Genomic DNA, 17,338 nt, shown 5'->3' on the forward strand with positions numbered 1-17,338 from the left:
CTCCCAGTCGCAAGCCAGCCTGCAGGGCGTTTCCTACCGGTCTCGCACCGCCGCCGCGATCGCGAGGTTGAGCTCCGTGGTGTTCACAGAGGGCTGTCCGAGCAGGGCGAGGGCCCCGTTCGTCGTCGCGTCCGCGACGAGTTGCTCGACCTTCGCAGCGCCCAGGCCGGTGGCCCTCGCGACCCGGGGCACCTGCAGTTGGGCGTAGGCCGGCGAGATGTCGGGATCGAGGCCGGACGCGGAGGCGGTCACGGCATCGGTGGGCACGGCGGCCTCGGGCACGCCCTCGCGGGCGGCCACGGCGGCACGCGCCTTCGCGGCGGACTGGGCGAGGGCAGGGTCCGTGGGGCCGAGGTTCGTGGCGCCGGAGCCCGTGGGATCCCACTGGACCGCTGACGGCCGGGGGAAGAAGAGCCTCGTCTCCGCTTCGGGCACGGCCTGGACGATGAGGGACGACGCCGCGGGCCGTCCGCCCACCTCGGCGATCGAGCCGTTCGCCTGGCGCGCCGCGATGCCCTGCCCGAGGCCGAAGATGACGAGCGGGTACAGCACACCGAGCAGCACGGTGCACAGTGTCAGGAGCCTGAATGCGGTGCCGAGTTGCCGGAGGTAGCCGGTCACAGTCCCACCCCGTCCTCAGTGCAGCCCCGGCACGATGGCCAGGAGCAGGTCGATGATCTTGATTCCGATGAACGGGGCGATGAGGCCGCCGACCCCGTAGACGAGCAGGTTGCGGCGCAGGGCCTGCTGCGCGGACACGGCGCGGTACGTCACGCCTCGGAGCGCGAGCGGGACGAGCAGCACGATGATGATCGCGTTGAAGATGACCGCCGCGAGCACCGCGCTCTTCGGGCTCGAGAGTCCCATGATGTTCAGCAGGCTCAGCCCTGGGAACACCGCGACGAAGAGGGCGGGGATGATCGCGAAGTACTTCGCGATGTCGTTCGCGACCGAGAACGTGGTGAGCGAGCCGCGCGTGATGAGCAGCTGCTTGCCGATCGCCACGATGTCGATCAGCTTGGTGGGGTCGGAATCGAGGTCCACCATGTTGGCGGCCTCCTTCGCGGCCTGCGTACCGGAGTTCATCGCGACGCCGACGTCCGCCGCAGCGAGCGCCGGCGCGTCGTTGGTGCCGTCCCCCGTCATGGCGACGAGCTGCCCTGCGTCCTGCTCCGCACGGATGCGGGTGAGCTTGTCCTCGGGCGTCGCCTCGGCCATGTAGTCGTCGACGCCGGCCTCCTTCGCGATCGCCGCGGCTGTCAGCCTGTTGTCGCCCGTGATCATGACGGTTCGGATGCCCATGCGGCGCAGCGCAGCGAACCGCTCCGCGATCGCGGGCTTGACCACATCCGCGAGGTGCACCGCGCCCAGCACGCGCGGCCGGGCGCCGTCATGCGTCGGGTCGTGCACGGCCACCACGAGGGGGGTGCCGCCGTCGCGTGCAATGCGGTCGACGGCGGCGCTTACCTCCGCGGGTACGTCGCCCCCCAGCTCGCCGACCCAGCGCCCGACGGCGGACGCGGCACCCTTGCGGTACGAGCGCACGCCGTCGTCGAGCCCGCTCATGCGGGTCGTCGCCGTGAACCGGACCGCCGTCACGTGACCGCCGCTCCGCCGCGTGAGCTCGGCTAGGTCCGGCCCGGTGGCGCCGTGGGCGCTGCGGTTTTCGGCAAGGTCCACGATGGAGCGGCCCTCCGGGGTCTCGTCCGCGAGGGACGAGAGCCGGGCGGCCTCGATGAACTCGGCCGGATCCTCACCCGGGGCGGGGAGGAAGTCGACGGCGCGGCGGTTGCCGAAGGTGATGGTGCCGGTCTTGTCGAGCAGGAGCGTCGTGATGTCCCCGGCCGTCTCGACGGCCCGGCCGCTCGTCGCGAGCACGTTGTGTGTCACGAGACGGTCCATGCCCGCGATGCCGATGGCCGGGACGAGCGCACCGATCGTCGTCGGGATGAGGCACACGAGCAGGGCGACGAGGACCACGGGCGAGGGGATGGACCCGGCGAGGTTCGCGAAGGGGACCAATGCCACGGTGACCACGAGGAAGACGATCGTCAGCGCCACGAGGAGCACATGCAGGGCGATCTCGTTGGGTGTCTTCTGGCGTTCGGCGCCCTCGACGAGGGCGATCATGCGGTCGATGAACGTCTGGCCCGGGTCGGCGGTGATGCGGACGACGATGCGGTCAGAGATGACCTTCGTGCCGCCGGTCACGGCCGACCGGTCGCCGCCGGACTCTCGGATCACGGGTGCCGACTCGCCGGTGATGGCCGACTCGTCGACCATCGCGAGGCCGTCGATGATCTCGCCGTCGGAGGGGATCACGTCGCCCGCCTCGCACACCACGAGGTCGCCCTTGCGGAGCTCTGGCGCCGCGACCTGCTCCTCGGCCGACCCGCCCGCCTCCATCCGGCCGCCCGGGCCGCCTTTGAGCCGGCGCGCGATGAGGCCCTGCCGCCCCTCGCGCAGGCTGTCAGCCTGCGCCTTGCCGCGGCCCTCGGCGAGGGCCTCGGAGAAATTCGCGAACAGGACCGTGAGGAGCAGCCACGTGGTGATGACGACGCTGAAGAGGACGTCCGCGCTGGCCTGGACGATCTGGACGAAGCATCCGATCGCGGAGACGACGGTGCCGATGAGCACGGTGAACATGACCGGGGACTTGGCCATCTGCCGCGGGCCGAGCTTGGCGAAGGACTCGGGAATGGCCGCGAGGATGAGCTGCCGGCTGAACGCCTTGCGGCGCTTGTAGGCATGGCCGGAGAGCTCGGTGACGCGGGGAGACGGAGCGTGGAGTTCGATCGTGTTCATCTCAGGGTTCCCTCTGCGATCGGCCCCAGCGCAAGGGCCGGGAAGTAGTTCAAGGCGGTGAAGAGGAGCGCGACGGTGCCGAGCAGGCCAGCGAAGAGGGGCCCGTACGTGGGGAGGGTCCCCTTCGACGGCGGGATGGGCTCCTGTGCGGCGAAGGACCCCGCGAGCGCAAGGACAAGGACTATCGGCAACACGCGGCCCATCCACATCGCGATGCCGAGGAGTGTGGAGAGGACCGGGTCCGAGGTTGTGATCCCCGCGAACGCCGAGCCGTTGTTGTTCGCGGCCGAGGTGAAGGCGTAGAGCAGTTCGCTGAACTGGTGGGGGCCCTGCGCCGGCGCCTGGGCCACCGCGGCCGGGACGAGGACAGCGGCCCCGGCGAGCACCAGCACCAGCACCGGCGTCACAAGGAGGTACAGCGCGGCGAGCGTCATGTGCCTGGCCTGGACCTTCTTGCCGAGGTATTCGGGCGTGCGGCCGACCATGAGGCCGCCGAGGAACACGGCGAGGATCGCGAGCACGAGCATCCCGTAGAGTCCCGAGCCCACACCGCCCGGAGCGATCTCGCCGAGCATCATGTTCGCCATGGCCATGCCGCCGGCGAGCGGCGGGAGGGAATCGTGGGCGGCGTCGACGGCGCCGGTGGAGGTGAGCGTTGTCGCCGTCGCGAAGATCCCGCTCGCGGCGGGGCCGAAGCGCTGCTCGAGGCCCTCGCCCAGTCCGAGGCCCCGGCCCGGCCATGCCGCCAGCGCCCACGCCATGAACCCGGTGGACAGCGCCCACAGGGCGCCCATGACAGTCAGCACGGTGTAGCCCTGCTTCGCATCCCCGACCATGCGGCCGAATGTGAAGGGCAGCGCGGACGGTACGAGCAGGAGGAGGAAGACCTCGAAGAGATTGGTGAACGCGTTGGGGTTCTCGAACGGGTGGGCGGAGTTCGCGTTGAAGTAGCCGCCGCCGTTCGTGCCGAGGAGCTTGATGGCCTCCTGGCTGGCGACCGGACCGCCGGGGATGGTCTGCGAGACTCCGGTGAGGGAGTTGGTCACCGTGGTCGGTGAGAAGTCCTGGATCACCCCGGCAACGATCAGGACGAGCGCCGCGATCGCCGAGAGCGGAAGCAGCACGCGGAACGCGACGCGCGTCACGTCGACCCAGAGATTGCCGAGGGAATCGGTCCCGCGCCGGACGAGGCCCCGCACCAGGGCGAACGCCACCGCGATGCCGACCGCGGCCGAGACGAAGTTCTGCACTGCGAGGAACGCCATCTGGATCACGAACCCGAGGGTCGTCTCGGGCGTGTAGGCCTGCCAGTTGGTATTCGTGACGAACGAGATCGCGGTGTTCATCGCGACCCACGGGTCGACGCCGTGCACTTGGCCCCCGGACAGGAGCGGCTGGACGCGCTGGGCGACGTACAGGAGGAGGACGCCAGCAACCGAGAGGGCGATGACGCCGCGCGCGTACGCCTTCCACGTCTGGGAACTGTCCGGGCCCACCCCGGCCACGCGGTAGAGCCAGCGTTCGGCGCGAAGGTGCCGGCCGTCGTCGTCCGCTGCCATCGCGAGGTAGGCGCCCAGCGGGCGGTGCACCGCGGCGAGGGCGACGAGCAGGATCGCAATCTGCGTCGCGAAGGAGAAGGCACTGAACTCCACCGCTCACTTCCCTCCCGGCCGGAACAGCTGCTGCACGAGGTACACGCACAGCGCAAGCGCGAGCAGGCCCAGCGCAGCCCACGCGAGGACGGACGCGCTCATTCCTGATCCGACCTTCCTGTGACGAGACGGGACAGCCCGGACAGGCACCACGTCACCAGGCCAGCAAGGGCCACGAAGATCGCGACAACGGCGACGTCTGCCATGGCACACAACCCCTTCCGACGGCCGCTCGGTGCGGCCTTTCGGAATCAGTGAAGCGCCGGCCCGGCGTGCCGCCGGGGGGTTTGACTGTTTCCTTGCAGCCCCGCGCCGATTCTTTGCGGCTTCTTTGCGGTTGCGGGGGCGGCCCGGGTTTCGCGGCGCGGGAGGATGAGGATGTGAGGAAAGTTCTCGTGGTCGACGACGAGCCGCAGCTGCTCCGCGCGCTCCAGATCAACCTGCGCGCCGAGGGCTATGCGGTGCGCACGGCGGCGACCGGCACCCAGGCGCTGCACGCCGCGGCCGGCGAGCCGCCGGACGTCATCGTCCTCGATCTGGGGCTGCCGGACATGGACGGTTCCGAGGTGATCCGGGGGATCCGCGGCTGGTCTGACGTGCCGATCGTCGTGCTCTCCGCCCGGCACGGGTCCCCGGACAAGGTGGAGGCGCTCGACGCCGGCGCGGACGACTACGTGACCAAGCCGTTCGGGCTCGACGAGCTGCTCGCGCGGATGCGCGCCGTCGAACGACGTTCCTCCGCGGCACAGGCACGGAACGTCCCCGTGGTGCATGCCGGGGCCCTCGAGGTGGACCTCGCCGCCGCGACCGTGCGGCGAAACGGCGAACGGGTGCGCCTCACGCCGCGTGAGTGGGGAGTGCTGGCCCTCCTGGCCGAGAACCCGGGGCGGCTCGTGACGCAGCAGCAGATCCTCAGGTCAGTCTGGGGACCGGCGTACCTCGAAGAGACCCAGTACCTGCGCGTGTACATCGGGCAGCTCCGGCGAAAGCTCGAGGACGACCCGGCGAATCCCGTGCACCTCATCACCGAGCCCGGACAGGGGTACCGCTTCGAGCTCTAGGCTCCAGGAAGGATCAGGAGCCTACCCGATGCGGCATCCGGCCTCCGGCCCATCACCCATGGCCTTTGCAGGGATGGCGTGGTGTCATGAGTGTGGTCTCGTGATTTCGGTTGGAGCGATCATGGGTTTTTCAGTCTCGACGGCCAAGGTGGACATCACGCCCACGCCCGCGGTGCCGAACCCGTTCCTTGCCGGCTACGGCACGGACGACGGCGGGCGGCAGGTCACCGACCCCGCGCCGTACGCGCCCCTCTACGCCCGTGCCGTGGTGATCTGGGACGACGGCGCGCCGAACCTGCTCCTCGCCGCGGACATCCTGGCGTTCCCCGACTCGGTCCACAAGGCGGTTCTCGCGGGCATCCTTGGCCTGGCGGGCTGGAGCGCGTCGGACATCGTGCTCCAGGCCACCCACACGCACAACGGACCCGTGCTCGTGGACACTCTGGACCCCTACATCACGTACGGCATCACCGATCTGGGCCAGATCCAGGCCTACACGGCGTGGCTCCAAGGTCAGATCGTGGACGTTGCGCGGTCCGCGCTCACGGCCGCCCAGACACCGGTGACCCTCGACTACCAGGTCGCGTCCCAGACGTTCGCGGTCAACCGCGTGGGGCTGTCCTACACCGAGACCGACGTCCCGGTACTCGTGGCCCGGGGCGAGGACGGCTCGCCGGTCGCCATCGTCTTCGGCTACGGCTGCCACCCCGTGGCGGCAGGCTGGATGACCCAGTACGACGGCGACTACCCCGCCGGGGCCTGCACCCACATCGAGCAGAACACCGACGCGTTCGCCCTGTTCCTCCAGGGCGCGGGCGGGGACCAGAACCCGGGCGGAATCGCCAGCTGGGCCCTGCGCAACCAGTGCGGCACCTCCCTCGGCGCCGCGGTGGTGGCCGCTGCGGGCACGCCTGGACGCGCCCTGACCGGGCCCATCGGCACCGCATCCAATGACGTGGCGCTCCCCTTAGACATCGACCTCTCACCCGGGAACCTCGCGGCCGTCCGCGCCGACTACGCCGCCCGGGTGCCGAACCCCCTCGGCCACCCGCCGTGGTACGCGCGCCACGCCGAGGTCATGATCCAGAGGCTCGACGCCGGGCAGATCGAGACCGGGGTGCCCTCCGCGGTCCACCGGTGGACGATCGGCGGCGCGGAGCCGCTGAAGATCGCGTGGGCCAGCGGAGAGCTCGTCAGCAGCTACGCCGCGTTCCTGCGCATCCACTTCGGCGGGTCCGCCGGGCTGTGGGTCTGCGGCTACGCCGGTGCGTCGCTGTGCTACATCCCCACAGCCGAGTTCTTCCCGCCGACCATGACGCTCGGCAGCTACGAAGGCGGCTGGGACACCGACTTCCCCGGGATCGCGGGCGGGAGCATGACCGTCTACGGCCACCCGGCCCACTACGTCGCCGGAGCCTCGGGCGTCGGAGCCACCGTCATCGCCGCCCTGACCCAGATCCTCACCTGACTCCGACTGCGACACTCCGACTGCGACGTACAGGAGCCCGCCGACGACGAGCCCGCCGACTCCTAGCGCCCGAACGGCCCGTCCGGCTGGGGCTCGCGGCCCGGCGGCTCCGGCTCGACCGGCGGCGACGGCTCCACGGGCGGCTCCGGCTCGATGGGAGGCGATGGCTCAGTGGGCACGGGCGGCTCGGCCGGTGCGGGGAAGGGGTCCGGGTTGGGGTCGATCGGCGGGATCGTGCCCGGGTCCGGCTGCGGCACGCCCGGCTCGGGCCTGCCGGGCTGGGGCGGGAGGGTTCCGGTGGCCGAGAGCGCGGTAGCCGGGAGCGCCGTGCTGTCGGCGAGCGCGCTGACCTCGACGGCGGAGGCGGTCGTGTCCATCTCGAGTCTCATGCCCTGTTCATTCCCCGCCGCGGGCTCCCCACACATCCATCCCACGGATGCTGTTTGAGGATCGATGCGCTGGGCAATAGCGGGGTGCGAGAGGAAGGGCATGACCGGCCCTTCCGTGTTCCGCAGGAGGACAGACCATGGGAGCCGGAGACAAGTTCGAGAACAAGGCCGAGGACCTCAAGGGCAAGGCCAAGGAGCACGTCGGAGACGCAACGGACAACAGGGACCTCGAGGCCGAGGGCAAGGCCGATCAGGCGAAGGCCGGGCTCAAGCAGGCCGGCGAGCACCTCAAGGATGCCGTCCGCGACGTCAAGGGCGACTGACCCTCAGCCTTGGCCGAGCTGGCTCGGTCTGCGCTGACCCACGACGGCGGCGGCTCACCCACCCGGGTGAGCCGCCGCCGTCGTGCGTCACCACCCAAAACGTGCGATTGATCAACATCGGGTGCATATCAGACAACATTCGGGCTAGGATGTGTGGGTGACATCACAGGACATCGAGCCCCAGCAGGACGAGCTCAGCGCGGAGACCCAGACGGCCCTCGAGCGTGCCGAGGCGAGCCATCGCCATGAGTCGCTGTTCTCCGAGCGGGCGCACAACATCAAGCAGTCGGCGGTGCGGGACGTCTTCGACATCTCGATCCGGCCGGGCCTCGTCTCGCTCGCCGGCGGGTCGCCGAGCCTGTCCAGGCTCCCGCTGGACCTCGTGGCGGAGACCGCCTCGCGCGTCATCACAGAGCGCGGCATGGAGGCCCTTCACTACGGCGGCGGCAAGGGAACGCTCGAGCTGCGCGAGCTCATCTGCGAGATCATGGCCGAGGAGGGGATCCTCGGGGCATCGGCGGAGGACGTCGTCGTGACCACCGGCTCGCAGTCCGCCCAGGACATCGCCGCGAAGGTGTTCTGCAACCCCGGCGACGTGGTGCTCGTCGAAGACCCCACGTACGTGGGCGCGCTCAACACGTTCGAGGCGTACCAGGTCCAGGTCGAGCCGGTCCGGATGGACGAGAACGGGCTCGTGCCAGAGGCCCTCGAGGCGCGGATCGCCGAGCTCGAAGCCGCCGGCAGGACCGTCAAGCTCCTCTACACGATCCCGAGCTTCAACAACCCCTCGGGCATCACGATGGCAGCCGAGCGCCGCCAGCGCGTCGTGGACATCGCCCGCGCGCACAACATCCTGGTCCTCGAGGACAACCCGTACGGCATGCTCCGCTTCGACGGGCACCCGCTCACCCCGCTGCGCGCCGACAACCCCGACGACGTCATCTACTGCGGCTCGTTCTCCAAGATCTTCTCCCCCGGTGTCCGGCTCGGCTGGGCGCTTGTGCCGAAGCACCTCTACCGGCGGTTCTACCTCGCCGCCGAGGCCGTGGTGCTGTGCCCCTCGTCGCTCAACCAGCTGATCGTCACGGAGTTCTTCCGCGCCTTCGACTGGCGCGGCTACCTCGCCGAGTCCCGTGCCGTGTACGCGGAACGGTGCGAGGCGATGCTCGCCGCGCTCGCGGAAGAGTTCCCGGCCGGAGCCGGGCTAGGTATCACGTGGACGACGCCGGAGGGCGGCTTCTTCGTCTGGGTCACCCTCCCCGAGGGGATCGACACGTACCCGCTTCTGTACCAGGCGATCGACGCGGGCGTCGTGTTCATCCCCGGTGCCGCGTTCACGCCGTCGGACGCGCCGAGCAACAGGCTGCGGCTCGCGTTCTCCGGGGTCGAGCCCGAGCGGATCCGGGAGGGCGTGCGGCGCTTGGCGCCCGTGATCCGGGCCGCGGTCGAGGCGAACGCCGGCTGACGCTCCCCGCGCCCCCGCGGCGCCCCCGCGGCGCCCCCGCCAGCCGAACACCCCCGCAAATGGTGGGTTGAGCAGGGTGCGGACGCCTCCGACCCTGCTCAACCCATCATTTCGCGTGAAGGCGGCCCCGGCTCAGCCGCCGACCGCGGCGAGGGCGTTGACCTGGCCCTTGCCGTAGAACGAGTTCGACCCCTTGCCGCCCTGGCAGGTCTGAGGCGCGCCGCCGTCGACCGCCGGGAAGAAGGCGTAGATCGAGACGTCCGCGGGGCATGCCGTGGGGTCGGCGGTGTTGGCAATCCGCGCCGCCACTTGGTTGGCGTTGGCCCCGGTGCTCGCGATGAGCGCGGCGAGGCCGGCCACATGCGGCGAGGCCATGGAGGTGCCCTGCGCATAGCAGTACGTGGCGCCGGATGCGTCGAAGACCTTGCGCGCACAGCTGCCCATGAGCGATGCCGGCCATGTCGAGAGAACCCGCCCATTCGGGGCCGCAGCGGTGTGCTGCAGGATCGAATCGCCACCGGGTGCGGCCACGGTCACGACGCCCGCACCGTAGCTCGAATAGAACGACTTGAGGCCGAGGTTGCCCACCGCCGAGACCGTCACGACACCGGGAACCTCCGCCGGCACGACGGCGCACGCGTTCGAGATGTCCCGGGTCACGGGCGTCGTATTGTCCGGGCTTGTCGCGTCCTGCGTCGGGTGGGCGAGGTCGTCGGCCTGGTTGCTGGCGGCGGCAACCACGGTCACGCCGTTCTGCTGCGCGAACTTGATGGCGCGCCGCTCTGCCTCCCAGATCGCCCGCTGCTCCGGATCGTTCTTGCAGTTGAAGAGCCACGGGTCAGCGAAGTACGAGTTGTTGGTCACCTGGATCCCGTGGGTTGCGGCCCACATGAACGAGCAGACCACGGCCTCCGGGAAGAAGAACCCGGCGGCGTTGCCGGCCTTGATCCCGGCGAGCTTCACGCTGGGGGCAACGCCCACGATCCCGAGTCCGTTCTGCGCCGCGGCGATCGTGCCGGCGGTGTGCGTGCCGTGGCCGTTGTCATCCATCCAGGCAGCCGGCGAGGTGTCGGGCACGCCTCCCACGCATGAGACGGACTTCGAGAAGTCCACGTTCGGCGCGAGGTCGGGGTGGGTGTAGTCGAGGCCCGTATCGATGTCGCCGACCACGACCGAGGAGCTGCCGCCGTTGATCGCCCGTGCCTCGGGCGCGTGCATCTGGACCATGTCCCACTGGAGGCCGGAGAGGGGCTCGCTTCCCGACGCGGGGGCGGCCGGGGCGAGCGGGTCGGCGGCGCCGTCCGCCGCCGTGCCGGACGCGGCGTCGCCCTTGAGCGCCACACCGAACCCGGCCGTGGACGCGGCCGCGTCGACGCTCGGATCCGCGGCGCGCAGCCTGGCGGAGAAGTCCGACGCCGCCGAGCTCACCACGGCGACGCCGATGGCGCCGTAGTCCGCGACAACCGTGCCGCCCGAGGACGTGATGGCGTTGAGGGACTTGCCGGCGGCCTTGCCGCCGGACTTGTAGAGCACGAGGTAGTTCTGCTGCCCCTGGGTCGGGCCTGCTTGGACCGCCTGTGGCTGAGTGGCGGCCGTCGTGGCCGCAACCGCCGCGGGGACGGCGCCGGCCACCGCGATCCCCGCGGCGATACCGGCGCATAGAAGGGGGCGGGCGAGTGAGCGTGATCGCATCGTGTGCCTTTCATCCCGCCGGGGCCTGGATGCAGACCTCCGGCCCGACTCACCCCGGGGGATGCCGGGGTGCGCGTCAGAGGGCTCCACAGAGCGCGCATGGTCCCCTCAGACGCAACCGAGACTAGTGGCGCAGATCACATTCCGTAAAGGGAGCGGCTTCAGGACTTCTCGTACACCCAGGGGAGCCGCGACATCGTGAGCCGATGCCGCGCGGTGCCCGCGGCCGCCGGGTCCCCGTACTGCGAGTCGCCGTCCCAGAGGACCGCCTCGATCTTCCCCTCGGAGTCAAGGAGCTGGAAGCTCGCGAACCGCGCCGCGGGCACCGGGACTCCGGAGAGGGCGTCCGCCACGGTCGCGGCCCCCAGCAGCCCCTCGAGCGTGACCCACGTGGGCGGGAAGAGGACCATCTCCCCCGCCGCGTGGCGATCGAGGGCCACCTCAGGGCGCAGCCAGGCGAAGTCCACGTGCTCGTCCGCGCTCAACGCCAACTCCCCGCCCGGGTCCTCGGCGAGGAAGAACCACGTCACGAGCCGCTTGGGCACCTGCCGCGGCGGCACCCAGCGCGAGAGCTCCACGAGCCCGGAGGCCCGCAGAATCAGCCCGGTCTCCTCGAACGTCTCGCGGACCGCTGCACGGCGGACCGCCGACGGCGCGTGGACCGGCGCACCCGAGGCGGCATCGCCGTCGTGGGCGTCATCCCGCGGATCAGGAGGATCGCCGGGGAGAGAGTCCTCCGGGTCCACGCGGCCGCCGGGGAACGCCCACGCCCCCCCGAACGAGCCGGCCACGGGCCGCTCGAGGAGCAGCACCTCGAGCCCGGCATCGCTGTCGCGCAGCACGACGACGGTGGCTGCACGCCCCACGATCGGTGAATCCATACCGCCACTCTAGGCCTACGCTAGAAGGCGTGCCCCTTACCCGCCGTACCTTCCTCCGCGCGTCCGCGGCCGCCGCTGTGCTCGCTCCGCTGGCCCCGTCGCTGGCCGCCTGCGCCCCCGGCGAGGACGTGCCCAAGGTCGAGTTCGGCGCAAGGCTGCCCATCCCGCCCCTGGACGCGGGGAGCGTCGAGGGCAGCGGCGGGTCCACAGTCCGTGTGTTCAAGCTCGCGCCCCAGCCCGGCACCCACGAGTTCGTGCCGGGCAAGGCCGCCGAGTCAATGGGCTACAACGGCGCGTACCTCGGACCCACCCTGCGCGCCGCCCGAGGCGAGAAGGTGCGCGTGGCCATCGAGAACCGGCTCCCGGACCCCACGACCGTGCACTTCCACGGGATGATGCTTCCCGCCGCGGCCGACGGCGGCCCACACGCCATGATCGACGCCGGCGCCTCCGTGGCGCCAGAGTGGACCATCGACCAGCCCGCGGCGACCCTCTGGTACCACCCGCACCCACACGGGAACACCGAGAAGCAGGTGTCCTACGGCCTCGCGGGGATGTTCATCCTCGACGAGCCGGACGCACAGGGCGCCACACCCGCAGCAACGGCCGCGCTCCCCCAGGAGTACGGCGTGGACGACATCCCCCTCATCGTCCAGGACCGCCGCCTCGACTCGAACGGCAAGCTCACGTTCGACCCGGCCGGCAACTCCCTCGGCACCCTCGGCAACTCGATCGCGGCCAACGGCACGCTCGGCGCGGTCCTGCCCGTCATGACCCAGCGCGTCCGCCTCCGCATCCTCAACGCGAGCAACGGCCGCTGGTTCAAGTTCGGCCTCGCGGACCATCGCCCATTCCACATGGTCGCGTCCGACGGCGGCCTGCTCGCCGCCCCCCTCGAGCTCACCTCGGTACAGCTCTCCCCCGCCGAGCGGGCCGAGATCGTGGTGGAGCTGAAGCCTGGGGAGTCCGTCATGCTGCGCTCGTTCGCCCCGGACCTCGGGCGGGTCAACCCGCCGGATGCGTTCGGCGGCGGCAAGGAGTTCGACGTGGTGAGGCTCGACGCCGCGGCCAGCCTCGCGCCGTCGGCCGCGCTCCCGGCGGCGTTCGGCGAGCTGCCCGCGCCCGAGGGGACCACGACGGCGGTCTCGCGCTCGTTCACGTTCAACGGCCGCAACATCAACAACAAGACCATGGACATGAACCGGATCGACTTCACCGCGGCGCCCGGCGAGGCCGAGGTGTGGTTCGTGGACAACGTCAGCGCGTACCAGCACAACGTGCATGTCCACGGGGTCCAGTTCCGGCTCGTCGACATCGACGGAAAGCAGCCGCCGCCCGAGCGCGCGGGCTGGAAGGACACCATCCCGCTGCTGCCGCGCGAGCAGAACCGGATCGCGTTCCGCATGCCGAAGTACGCGGACTCCGAGCACCCGTACATGTACCACTGCCACCTCCTCACGCACGAGGACGAGGGCATGATGGGGCAGTTCCTGGTCGCGGACGCGGGCGCGGCCGGCCCCGGCTCAGGGACGCCGAGCCCGCACCAGCACGGCTGAGTGGCCCCACCGTCCCGCCAAGCAGAACTCGGGGGCCCTGAGGCCGGAATCCTGCCGATCCGGGCCCGAGTTGTGTCTGGCGGGGCGCCGCTACTTGCCCCACTGGGTGGGCGGACCGAGGAACAACAGCGTCGACACGATCACGGCGACCGCCACGACCATCGCGAGGCCCAGTAGCACCGGGTGCGCGAGGAGGGCACGGAGCACGGCGCTGATCCACGTGCTGTCCCGGGGGTCATCGGTGCGCTCGCGGCGCCACTGCCCCTCGAGGTGGCCGCCGCGCTCGAGTCGGCGGTCGAACGGGTAGGTGGCGTACGGGACGACGGCGAGCACGACGGCGGCGACGATCCGCGGCACGGGCCAGTGCTGGTTCACGCCGACGAGGGCCGCGGTCACGGCGTACGAGACGAACACCACGCCGTGGACCATGCCGGCCACCTGGACTGGCCAGTCGCCTACATGGACGGCGTATTTGAGGATCATGCCGATGATGAGCAGGGTCCACGTCACCATCTCGGCGATCGCGAGCGTGCGGTAGAGGGAACGCGGCGTGGAGGCGAAGCCGGCGCGGGTGGGCGCCGTCTGGGCGGGGGAGTCGGTGAGGGCGGGTCGGCTCGAAGTCACCCCTCCATCTTGCCAAGCCGCGCACGACGCCGGCCTCAACCGTTCGGTTGATCTCCCACCGCGCGCTCCGGCCGGGTCTGGGCCGCGGGACCGGCGACGGCGTCGGCCTCGGGCGTATCGACGGCCTCGAACTCGAACTCGTCCTCGCCGACGGCAAGGGTGATGTCCTCCGGCGTCATCGCGAGGCTCACCGCGTAGTAGAAGATCACGAGCGCGAACGCGACGACGAACAGGATGTCGACCCACTCCGGCAGGATGCTCAGCGCGCCGGTTCCGTACCGGCCGAGGAGCCCCAGCACCACGAGCCCGATGAGCCAGGGCCAGATCCAGGAGGCCGCGCGCCAGTCGAGGTCCCGCCGGAACCGCAGCGACTTCGAGCGGTGGAGCGCGATCTCGAAGATCACCCTCCCGATGAGGATGGCGGTGAGGATCTTCCAGATCGCCTCAAACCCGGACCAGTAGATGATGAGGTTCGCGAAGACGAATCCGGCGGGCGTGAGGACCTGGGGCCACGGGACGCGGTAGGGGTGCTTGCGGCCGGCGTGCTGGCGGATGAGCGCCTCGAGGGAGACGGGCGCGAAGGCGTACATGATCGCCGTCGCATCGGTCACGAGACCCACGAGGGACTGCCAGCTCGGGAACGGCAGCAGGGCGATGAGCCCGACGACGAACGCGAGCAGGATCGAGCCGAACGGGACGCCGCGCTTGCTGACGGTGGTGAGCCAGGGCGGCAGGGCGTCGTCCTCGCCGAGGGCGTAGGAGATGCGCGAGGACGTGCCGATGTACACGAGGCCCGTGCCCATCGGCGAGATCACGGCGTCGATGAGCAGGACGGTGGCGAGCCAGCCGACCCCGGCCGCGAGGGCGAGGTCGTAGTAGGGACCGTACGCGCCGGCCCCGAGCGGGTTGTCCCAGTTCTTGACGATGTTCGCCGGGTCGATCGCCCCGATGAACGCGACCTCGAGCAGGATGTACACCACCGCGCCGATGAGCATCGCGGTGATGATGGCCCGGGCGACGTCCTTCTTCGGGTTGCGGGCCTCGCCGGCCATCTGCGCGGCCTGCTCGAAGCCCTGGAGCGCGAACACGACGCCGAGCGGGAGCGCCGCGAAGATCCCGTGGAACCCGTTGGGTGCGAATCCCCCGCCCTGGGTGAAGTTCCCGGGGTGGAACGTGAGGGAGATGATCACGACGATGGTGAGCAGTGGGACGGCGGTCTTCCAGATCACGACCGCGATGTTGCTGTCCGAGAGCCACTTCGCGCCGAGGAGGTTGATCACCGTGAACACCGCCAGGGCGATGGCCGCGATGACCAGGCCGATCGGGGTCAGGGTCGAATCGGGATTCACAAGGTCGATGCCCTTGGCCCACGGCGCCGACTCGAGATAGGTGATGGCTCCCTCGACCTCGATCGGTGCGATCGTCACGGCCTGGAGGTAGCCGACCCAGCCGGCGGTGAAGCCCGCGAGCGCGCCGAACGCGTAGTGCGGGTACCGGGCGGTGCCGCCGGCCACCGGGTAGGCGGCGCCGAGGTCCGCGTGGATGAGCGCGAGCACGATGAGCATGATCGCCGCGAGGAACCACGAGACGATCGACGCCGGCCCGGCCGACTTCGCCGCCCCCAGGGCGCCGAGGAGCCACCCTGATCCGATGATCGAGCCGAGCGAGACGAACATGAGGCCCCAGAAGCCGACTACGCGCTTGAGAGGGTGGCCGCCATGGGTGGGGGTTGCAAGGTCGTGGGCCATCGCCGCTGCTCCTAGCGGGTGCTCATCTTCCGGGCCCGAGGGCCCGCCCCCGATGACCCCTTGACGATAGACCAGGCGTCAAGGGGAGGGAAGACCCGGCGCGCCGGGCCAGTGGGGCGGCTCAGTACCCCGCGGCAGCGTCGACGAGGCCCTCGAGGTCCTTCCCTGCGGCGAACCGTTTCAGGTTCTCCGTCACGCGCTCGCCGAGGAGCGGGCGGATCATCTCGATCGTGTCCGCGGCGTGCGGGGTGATGAGCGCGTGCGGCTCGTCCCAGAGGGGGTGCCCGTCCGGGAGCGGCTCGGGGTCCGTCACGTCGAGGGCGGCGCCGGCGATCGTGCCGGCACGGAGGGCCTCCACCACGGCGTCCGTATCCACGAGGCCGCCGCGGGCGATGTTGACCAGGATCGCGGAGGGCTTCATGAGCGCGAGCTCGGGCGCGCCGATGAGCTTGGACGTGTCCGGGGTCAGGGCGGCCGCGACCACCACGACGTCGGCCGCCGGGAGCAGCTCGGCGAGGTGAGCGGGCGTCGTCGTGCGCGCGGCTCCGGGCACCTTGGCGAGGGTGCGGCGCACGACGTCGACCTCCATGTCGAAGCAGCGGAACAGCCGCAGGATCTCCAGGCCCACCCCGCCGGCGCCGACGACCACGGCGCGCAGCCCGTGCAGCGACGTGCCGGTGGCGGCGCCCCACGAGCGGGCGCGGGCGCGCTCGGGGAGGTGGCGCAGGAGCGCGAGGGAGAGGGCGAGCGCGTGCTCGGCCACCGGCTTCGCGTAGGCGCCCTTCGCGCTTGTCCACACCTTCCCCGGGTGCCGCGAGAGGGCGTCCGCGTACGCCTCGATCCCGGCGCTGGGCAGCTGGACCCAGCGGATCGACGGGGTCGAGTCGAGGACCGCTGTGAGCTCCTGCTTGGGGTTGCCGTGGTCGAGGATGAGCGCCTCGGGCTGCTCATCGAGGCCGACGACGGCGCCCCCTCCGGCCTCGATGGCGCCCGTCAGGAAGGGCAGGGGCTCGCCGTGGATGGCGACGCGGACGGGGGTGCGGGGAATCAGGGGCGCCGTGGTCATGTGGCCAGCCTAGCCAGCCTGGACTCACCCTAGGATCGAAGCGTGCACCGCTACGCGATCGTCCTGCCCCTCGAGCCCATGGTTGTGGGCGAGCGGTATGCGGTGCGGGACTGGCCCCTGCATATCACCGTCATGCCGGTCTTCGCGACGTGGGCCAGCACGCCCCAGCTCGCCGCGAGCATGGGGGCGGTCGCGGCGCGCACCGCCCCGATCATCGCGGTGGCCGGTCCGGGCGAGCTGTTCGGGCCCAAGCACGATACTCCGGTGGCCCTCGTCGAGTCCCCCGAGATCCGCGCCCTGCACAAGACCTTCGTCCGGGAGCTGGACATCCACGTCCCCACCTTCCGCCGCCCGGATTTCGCGGGCGACGGCTTCCGCGCGCACATCACCGCCACGAAACGCGGCGCCGCCGAGGAGGGCCAGGCCCTGCGCCTGACCCAGCTCGCGCTCGTCGACATGCACCCCGAGCCGGGCCAGGGTCGCCCCCTCGTCGTCGCCGTCGCGGACCTCGCCTACTGATGCGTCTCCGTCCGGAAGGATTGGCTAGATTGTGCGAAAGCCCACACATGAGTAGATTGTTTACAATCTACAAACCTACAAGTTGAGGT

At 70.7% G+C, this 17,338-nt stretch carries 15 protein-coding genes; 6 read left to right on the forward strand and 9 right to left on the reverse strand.

The window, feature by feature from the left end; translation table 11 throughout:
* Window positions 1–33 precede the first annotated feature (33 nt).
* From SCMU_RS18550 to kdpA, 3 genes are read right to left on the reverse strand one after another with little or no spacing between them, the layout of a single operon-like run.
* A complete protein-coding gene (locus SCMU_RS18550) occupies window positions 34–621 on the reverse strand; it encodes a potassium-transporting ATPase subunit C (protein ID WP_229230555.1) in 588 nt (195 codons plus the stop codon).
* 15 nt (window positions 622–636) lie between these two features.
* Entirely contained in the window at window positions 637–2,805 is a 2,169-nt protein-coding gene (gene kdpB / locus SCMU_RS18555; RefSeq protein WP_229230556.1) for a potassium-transporting ATPase subunit KdpB, read from the reverse strand.
* Window positions 2,802–4,457 (reverse strand): potassium-transporting ATPase subunit KdpA, encoded by a 1,656-nt coding sequence (kdpA, locus tag SCMU_RS18560; RefSeq protein WP_229230557.1) that lies wholly within the window; start codon window positions 4,455–4,457, stop codon window positions 2,802–2,804. Before kdpA ends, kdpB begins: the two co-directional genes overlap by 4 nt.
* A gap of 380 nt (window positions 4,458–4,837) precedes the next feature.
* On the opposite strand from kdpA, the gene SCMU_RS18565 reads away from it, so the two are divergent.
* The gene (locus tag SCMU_RS18565) at window positions 4,838–5,518 is read left to right on the forward strand and encodes a response regulator (RefSeq protein ID WP_229230558.1); all 681 of its coding nucleotides are present in this window, start codon (window positions 4,838–4,840) and stop codon (window positions 5,516–5,518) included.
* A gap of 121 nt (window positions 5,519–5,639) precedes the next feature.
* Window positions 5,640–6,986, forward strand: a complete 1,347-nt coding sequence (locus tag SCMU_RS18570) for a hypothetical protein (protein ID WP_229230559.1) — start codon at window positions 5,640–5,642, stop codon at window positions 6,984–6,986.
* Window positions 6,987–7,048: 62 nt separating this feature from the next.
* Here SCMU_RS18570 and SCMU_RS18575 read toward each other — a convergent pair whose 3' ends face one another.
* On the reverse strand, window positions 7,049–7,375 hold the full coding sequence (locus SCMU_RS18575) for a hypothetical protein (protein ID WP_229230560.1): 327 nt from the start codon (window positions 7,373–7,375) through the stop codon (window positions 7,049–7,051).
* Window positions 7,376–7,512: 137 nt separating this feature from the next.
* Here SCMU_RS18575 and SCMU_RS18580 point away from each other — a divergent pair, with 137 nt between their 5' ends.
* A complete protein-coding gene (locus SCMU_RS18580) occupies window positions 7,513–7,698 on the forward strand; it encodes a CsbD family protein (RefSeq protein WP_229230561.1) in 186 nt (61 codons plus the stop codon).
* Window positions 7,699–7,855: 157 nt separating this feature from the next.
* Window positions 7,856–9,163 carry an aminotransferase-like domain-containing protein gene (locus SCMU_RS18585; RefSeq protein ID WP_229230562.1) on the forward strand — a complete coding sequence of 436 codons (1,308 nt, stop codon included), beginning with the start codon at window positions 7,856–7,858 and terminating at the stop codon, window positions 9,161–9,163.
* A gap of 132 nt (window positions 9,164–9,295) precedes the next feature.
* On the opposite strand, the gene SCMU_RS18590 is transcribed toward SCMU_RS18585, so the two are convergent.
* Together SCMU_RS18590 and SCMU_RS18595 are read right to left on the reverse strand one after the other, a co-directional pair.
* On the reverse strand, window positions 9,296–10,855 hold the full coding sequence (locus tag SCMU_RS18590) for a S8 family serine peptidase (RefSeq protein ID WP_229230563.1): 1,560 nt from the start codon (window positions 10,853–10,855) through the stop codon (window positions 9,296–9,298).
* 161 nt (window positions 10,856–11,016) lie between these two features.
* Window positions 11,017–11,736, reverse strand: coding sequence for an NUDIX hydrolase (locus tag SCMU_RS18595; RefSeq protein ID WP_229230564.1), 720 nt, complete (start codon window positions 11,734–11,736; stop codon window positions 11,017–11,019).
* Window positions 11,737–11,765: 29 nt separating this feature from the next.
* On the opposite strand from SCMU_RS18595, the gene SCMU_RS18600 reads away from it, so the two are divergent.
* On the forward strand, window positions 11,766–13,292 hold the full coding sequence (locus tag SCMU_RS18600; protein WP_229230565.1) for a multicopper oxidase family protein: 1,527 nt from the start codon (window positions 11,766–11,768) through the stop codon (window positions 13,290–13,292).
* A gap of 90 nt (window positions 13,293–13,382) precedes the next feature.
* Here the strand turns inward: SCMU_RS18600 and SCMU_RS18605 are convergent, their stop codons facing one another.
* From SCMU_RS18605 to SCMU_RS18615, 3 genes are all read right to left on the reverse strand, one after another.
* A complete protein-coding gene (locus tag SCMU_RS18605) occupies window positions 13,383–13,916 on the reverse strand; it encodes a DUF3817 domain-containing protein (protein ID WP_229230566.1) in 534 nt (177 codons plus the stop codon).
* 35 nt (window positions 13,917–13,951) lie between these two features.
* Complete coding sequence (locus tag SCMU_RS18610; protein WP_229230567.1) at window positions 13,952–15,664, reverse strand: APC family permease; 1,713 nt, start codon at window positions 15,662–15,664, stop codon at window positions 13,952–13,954.
* A gap of 121 nt (window positions 15,665–15,785) precedes the next feature.
* Window positions 15,786–16,730 (reverse strand): NAD(P)-dependent oxidoreductase, encoded by a 945-nt coding sequence (locus tag SCMU_RS18615; RefSeq protein WP_229230568.1) that lies wholly within the window; start codon window positions 16,728–16,730, stop codon window positions 15,786–15,788.
* A 42-nt stretch (window positions 16,731–16,772) separates the two neighbouring features.
* On the opposite strand from SCMU_RS18615, the gene SCMU_RS18620 reads away from it, so the two are divergent.
* Complete coding sequence (locus SCMU_RS18620) at window positions 16,773–17,249, forward strand: 2'-5' RNA ligase family protein (RefSeq protein WP_229230569.1); 477 nt, start codon at window positions 16,773–16,775, stop codon at window positions 17,247–17,249.
* Window positions 17,250–17,338 lie beyond the last annotated feature (89 nt).

Origin of the sequence: Sinomonas cyclohexanicum, from assembly GCF_020886775.1 — a bacterium.
Taxonomy (GTDB): Bacteria; Actinomycetota; Actinomycetes; order Actinomycetales; family Micrococcaceae; genus Sinomonas; species Sinomonas cyclohexanicum.

Excerpts from the sequence above, each read along its gene's own strand:
- SCMU_RS18575 (WP_229230560.1), bottom strand. The coding sequence starts at position 7,375 with ATGAGACTCGAGATGGACACGACCGCCTCCGCCGTCGAGGTCAGCGCG.
- SCMU_RS18570 (WP_229230559.1), top strand. The coding sequence starts at position 5,640 with ATGGGTTTTTCAGTCTCGACGGCCAAGGTGGACATCACGCCCACGCCC.
- kdpB (WP_229230556.1), bottom strand. The coding sequence starts at position 2,805 with ATGAACACGATCGAACTCCACGCTCCGTCTCCCCGCGTCACCGAGCTC.
- SCMU_RS18610 (WP_229230567.1), bottom strand. The coding sequence starts at position 15,664 with ATGGCCCACGACCTTGCAACCCCCACCCATGGCGGCCACCCTCTCAAG.
- SCMU_RS18595 (WP_229230564.1), bottom strand. The coding sequence starts at position 11,736 with ATGGATTCACCGATCGTGGGGCGTGCAGCCACCGTCGTCGTGCTGCGC.
- SCMU_RS18580 (WP_229230561.1), top strand. The coding sequence starts at position 7,513 with ATGGGAGCCGGAGACAAGTTCGAGAACAAGGCCGAGGACCTCAAGGGC.
- SCMU_RS18615 (WP_229230568.1), bottom strand. The coding sequence starts at position 16,730 with ATGACCACGGCGCCCCTGATTCCCCGCACCCCCGTCCGCGTCGCCATC.
- SCMU_RS18590 (WP_229230563.1), bottom strand. The coding sequence starts at position 10,855 with ATGCGATCACGCTCACTCGCCCGCCCCCTTCTATGCGCCGGTATCGCC.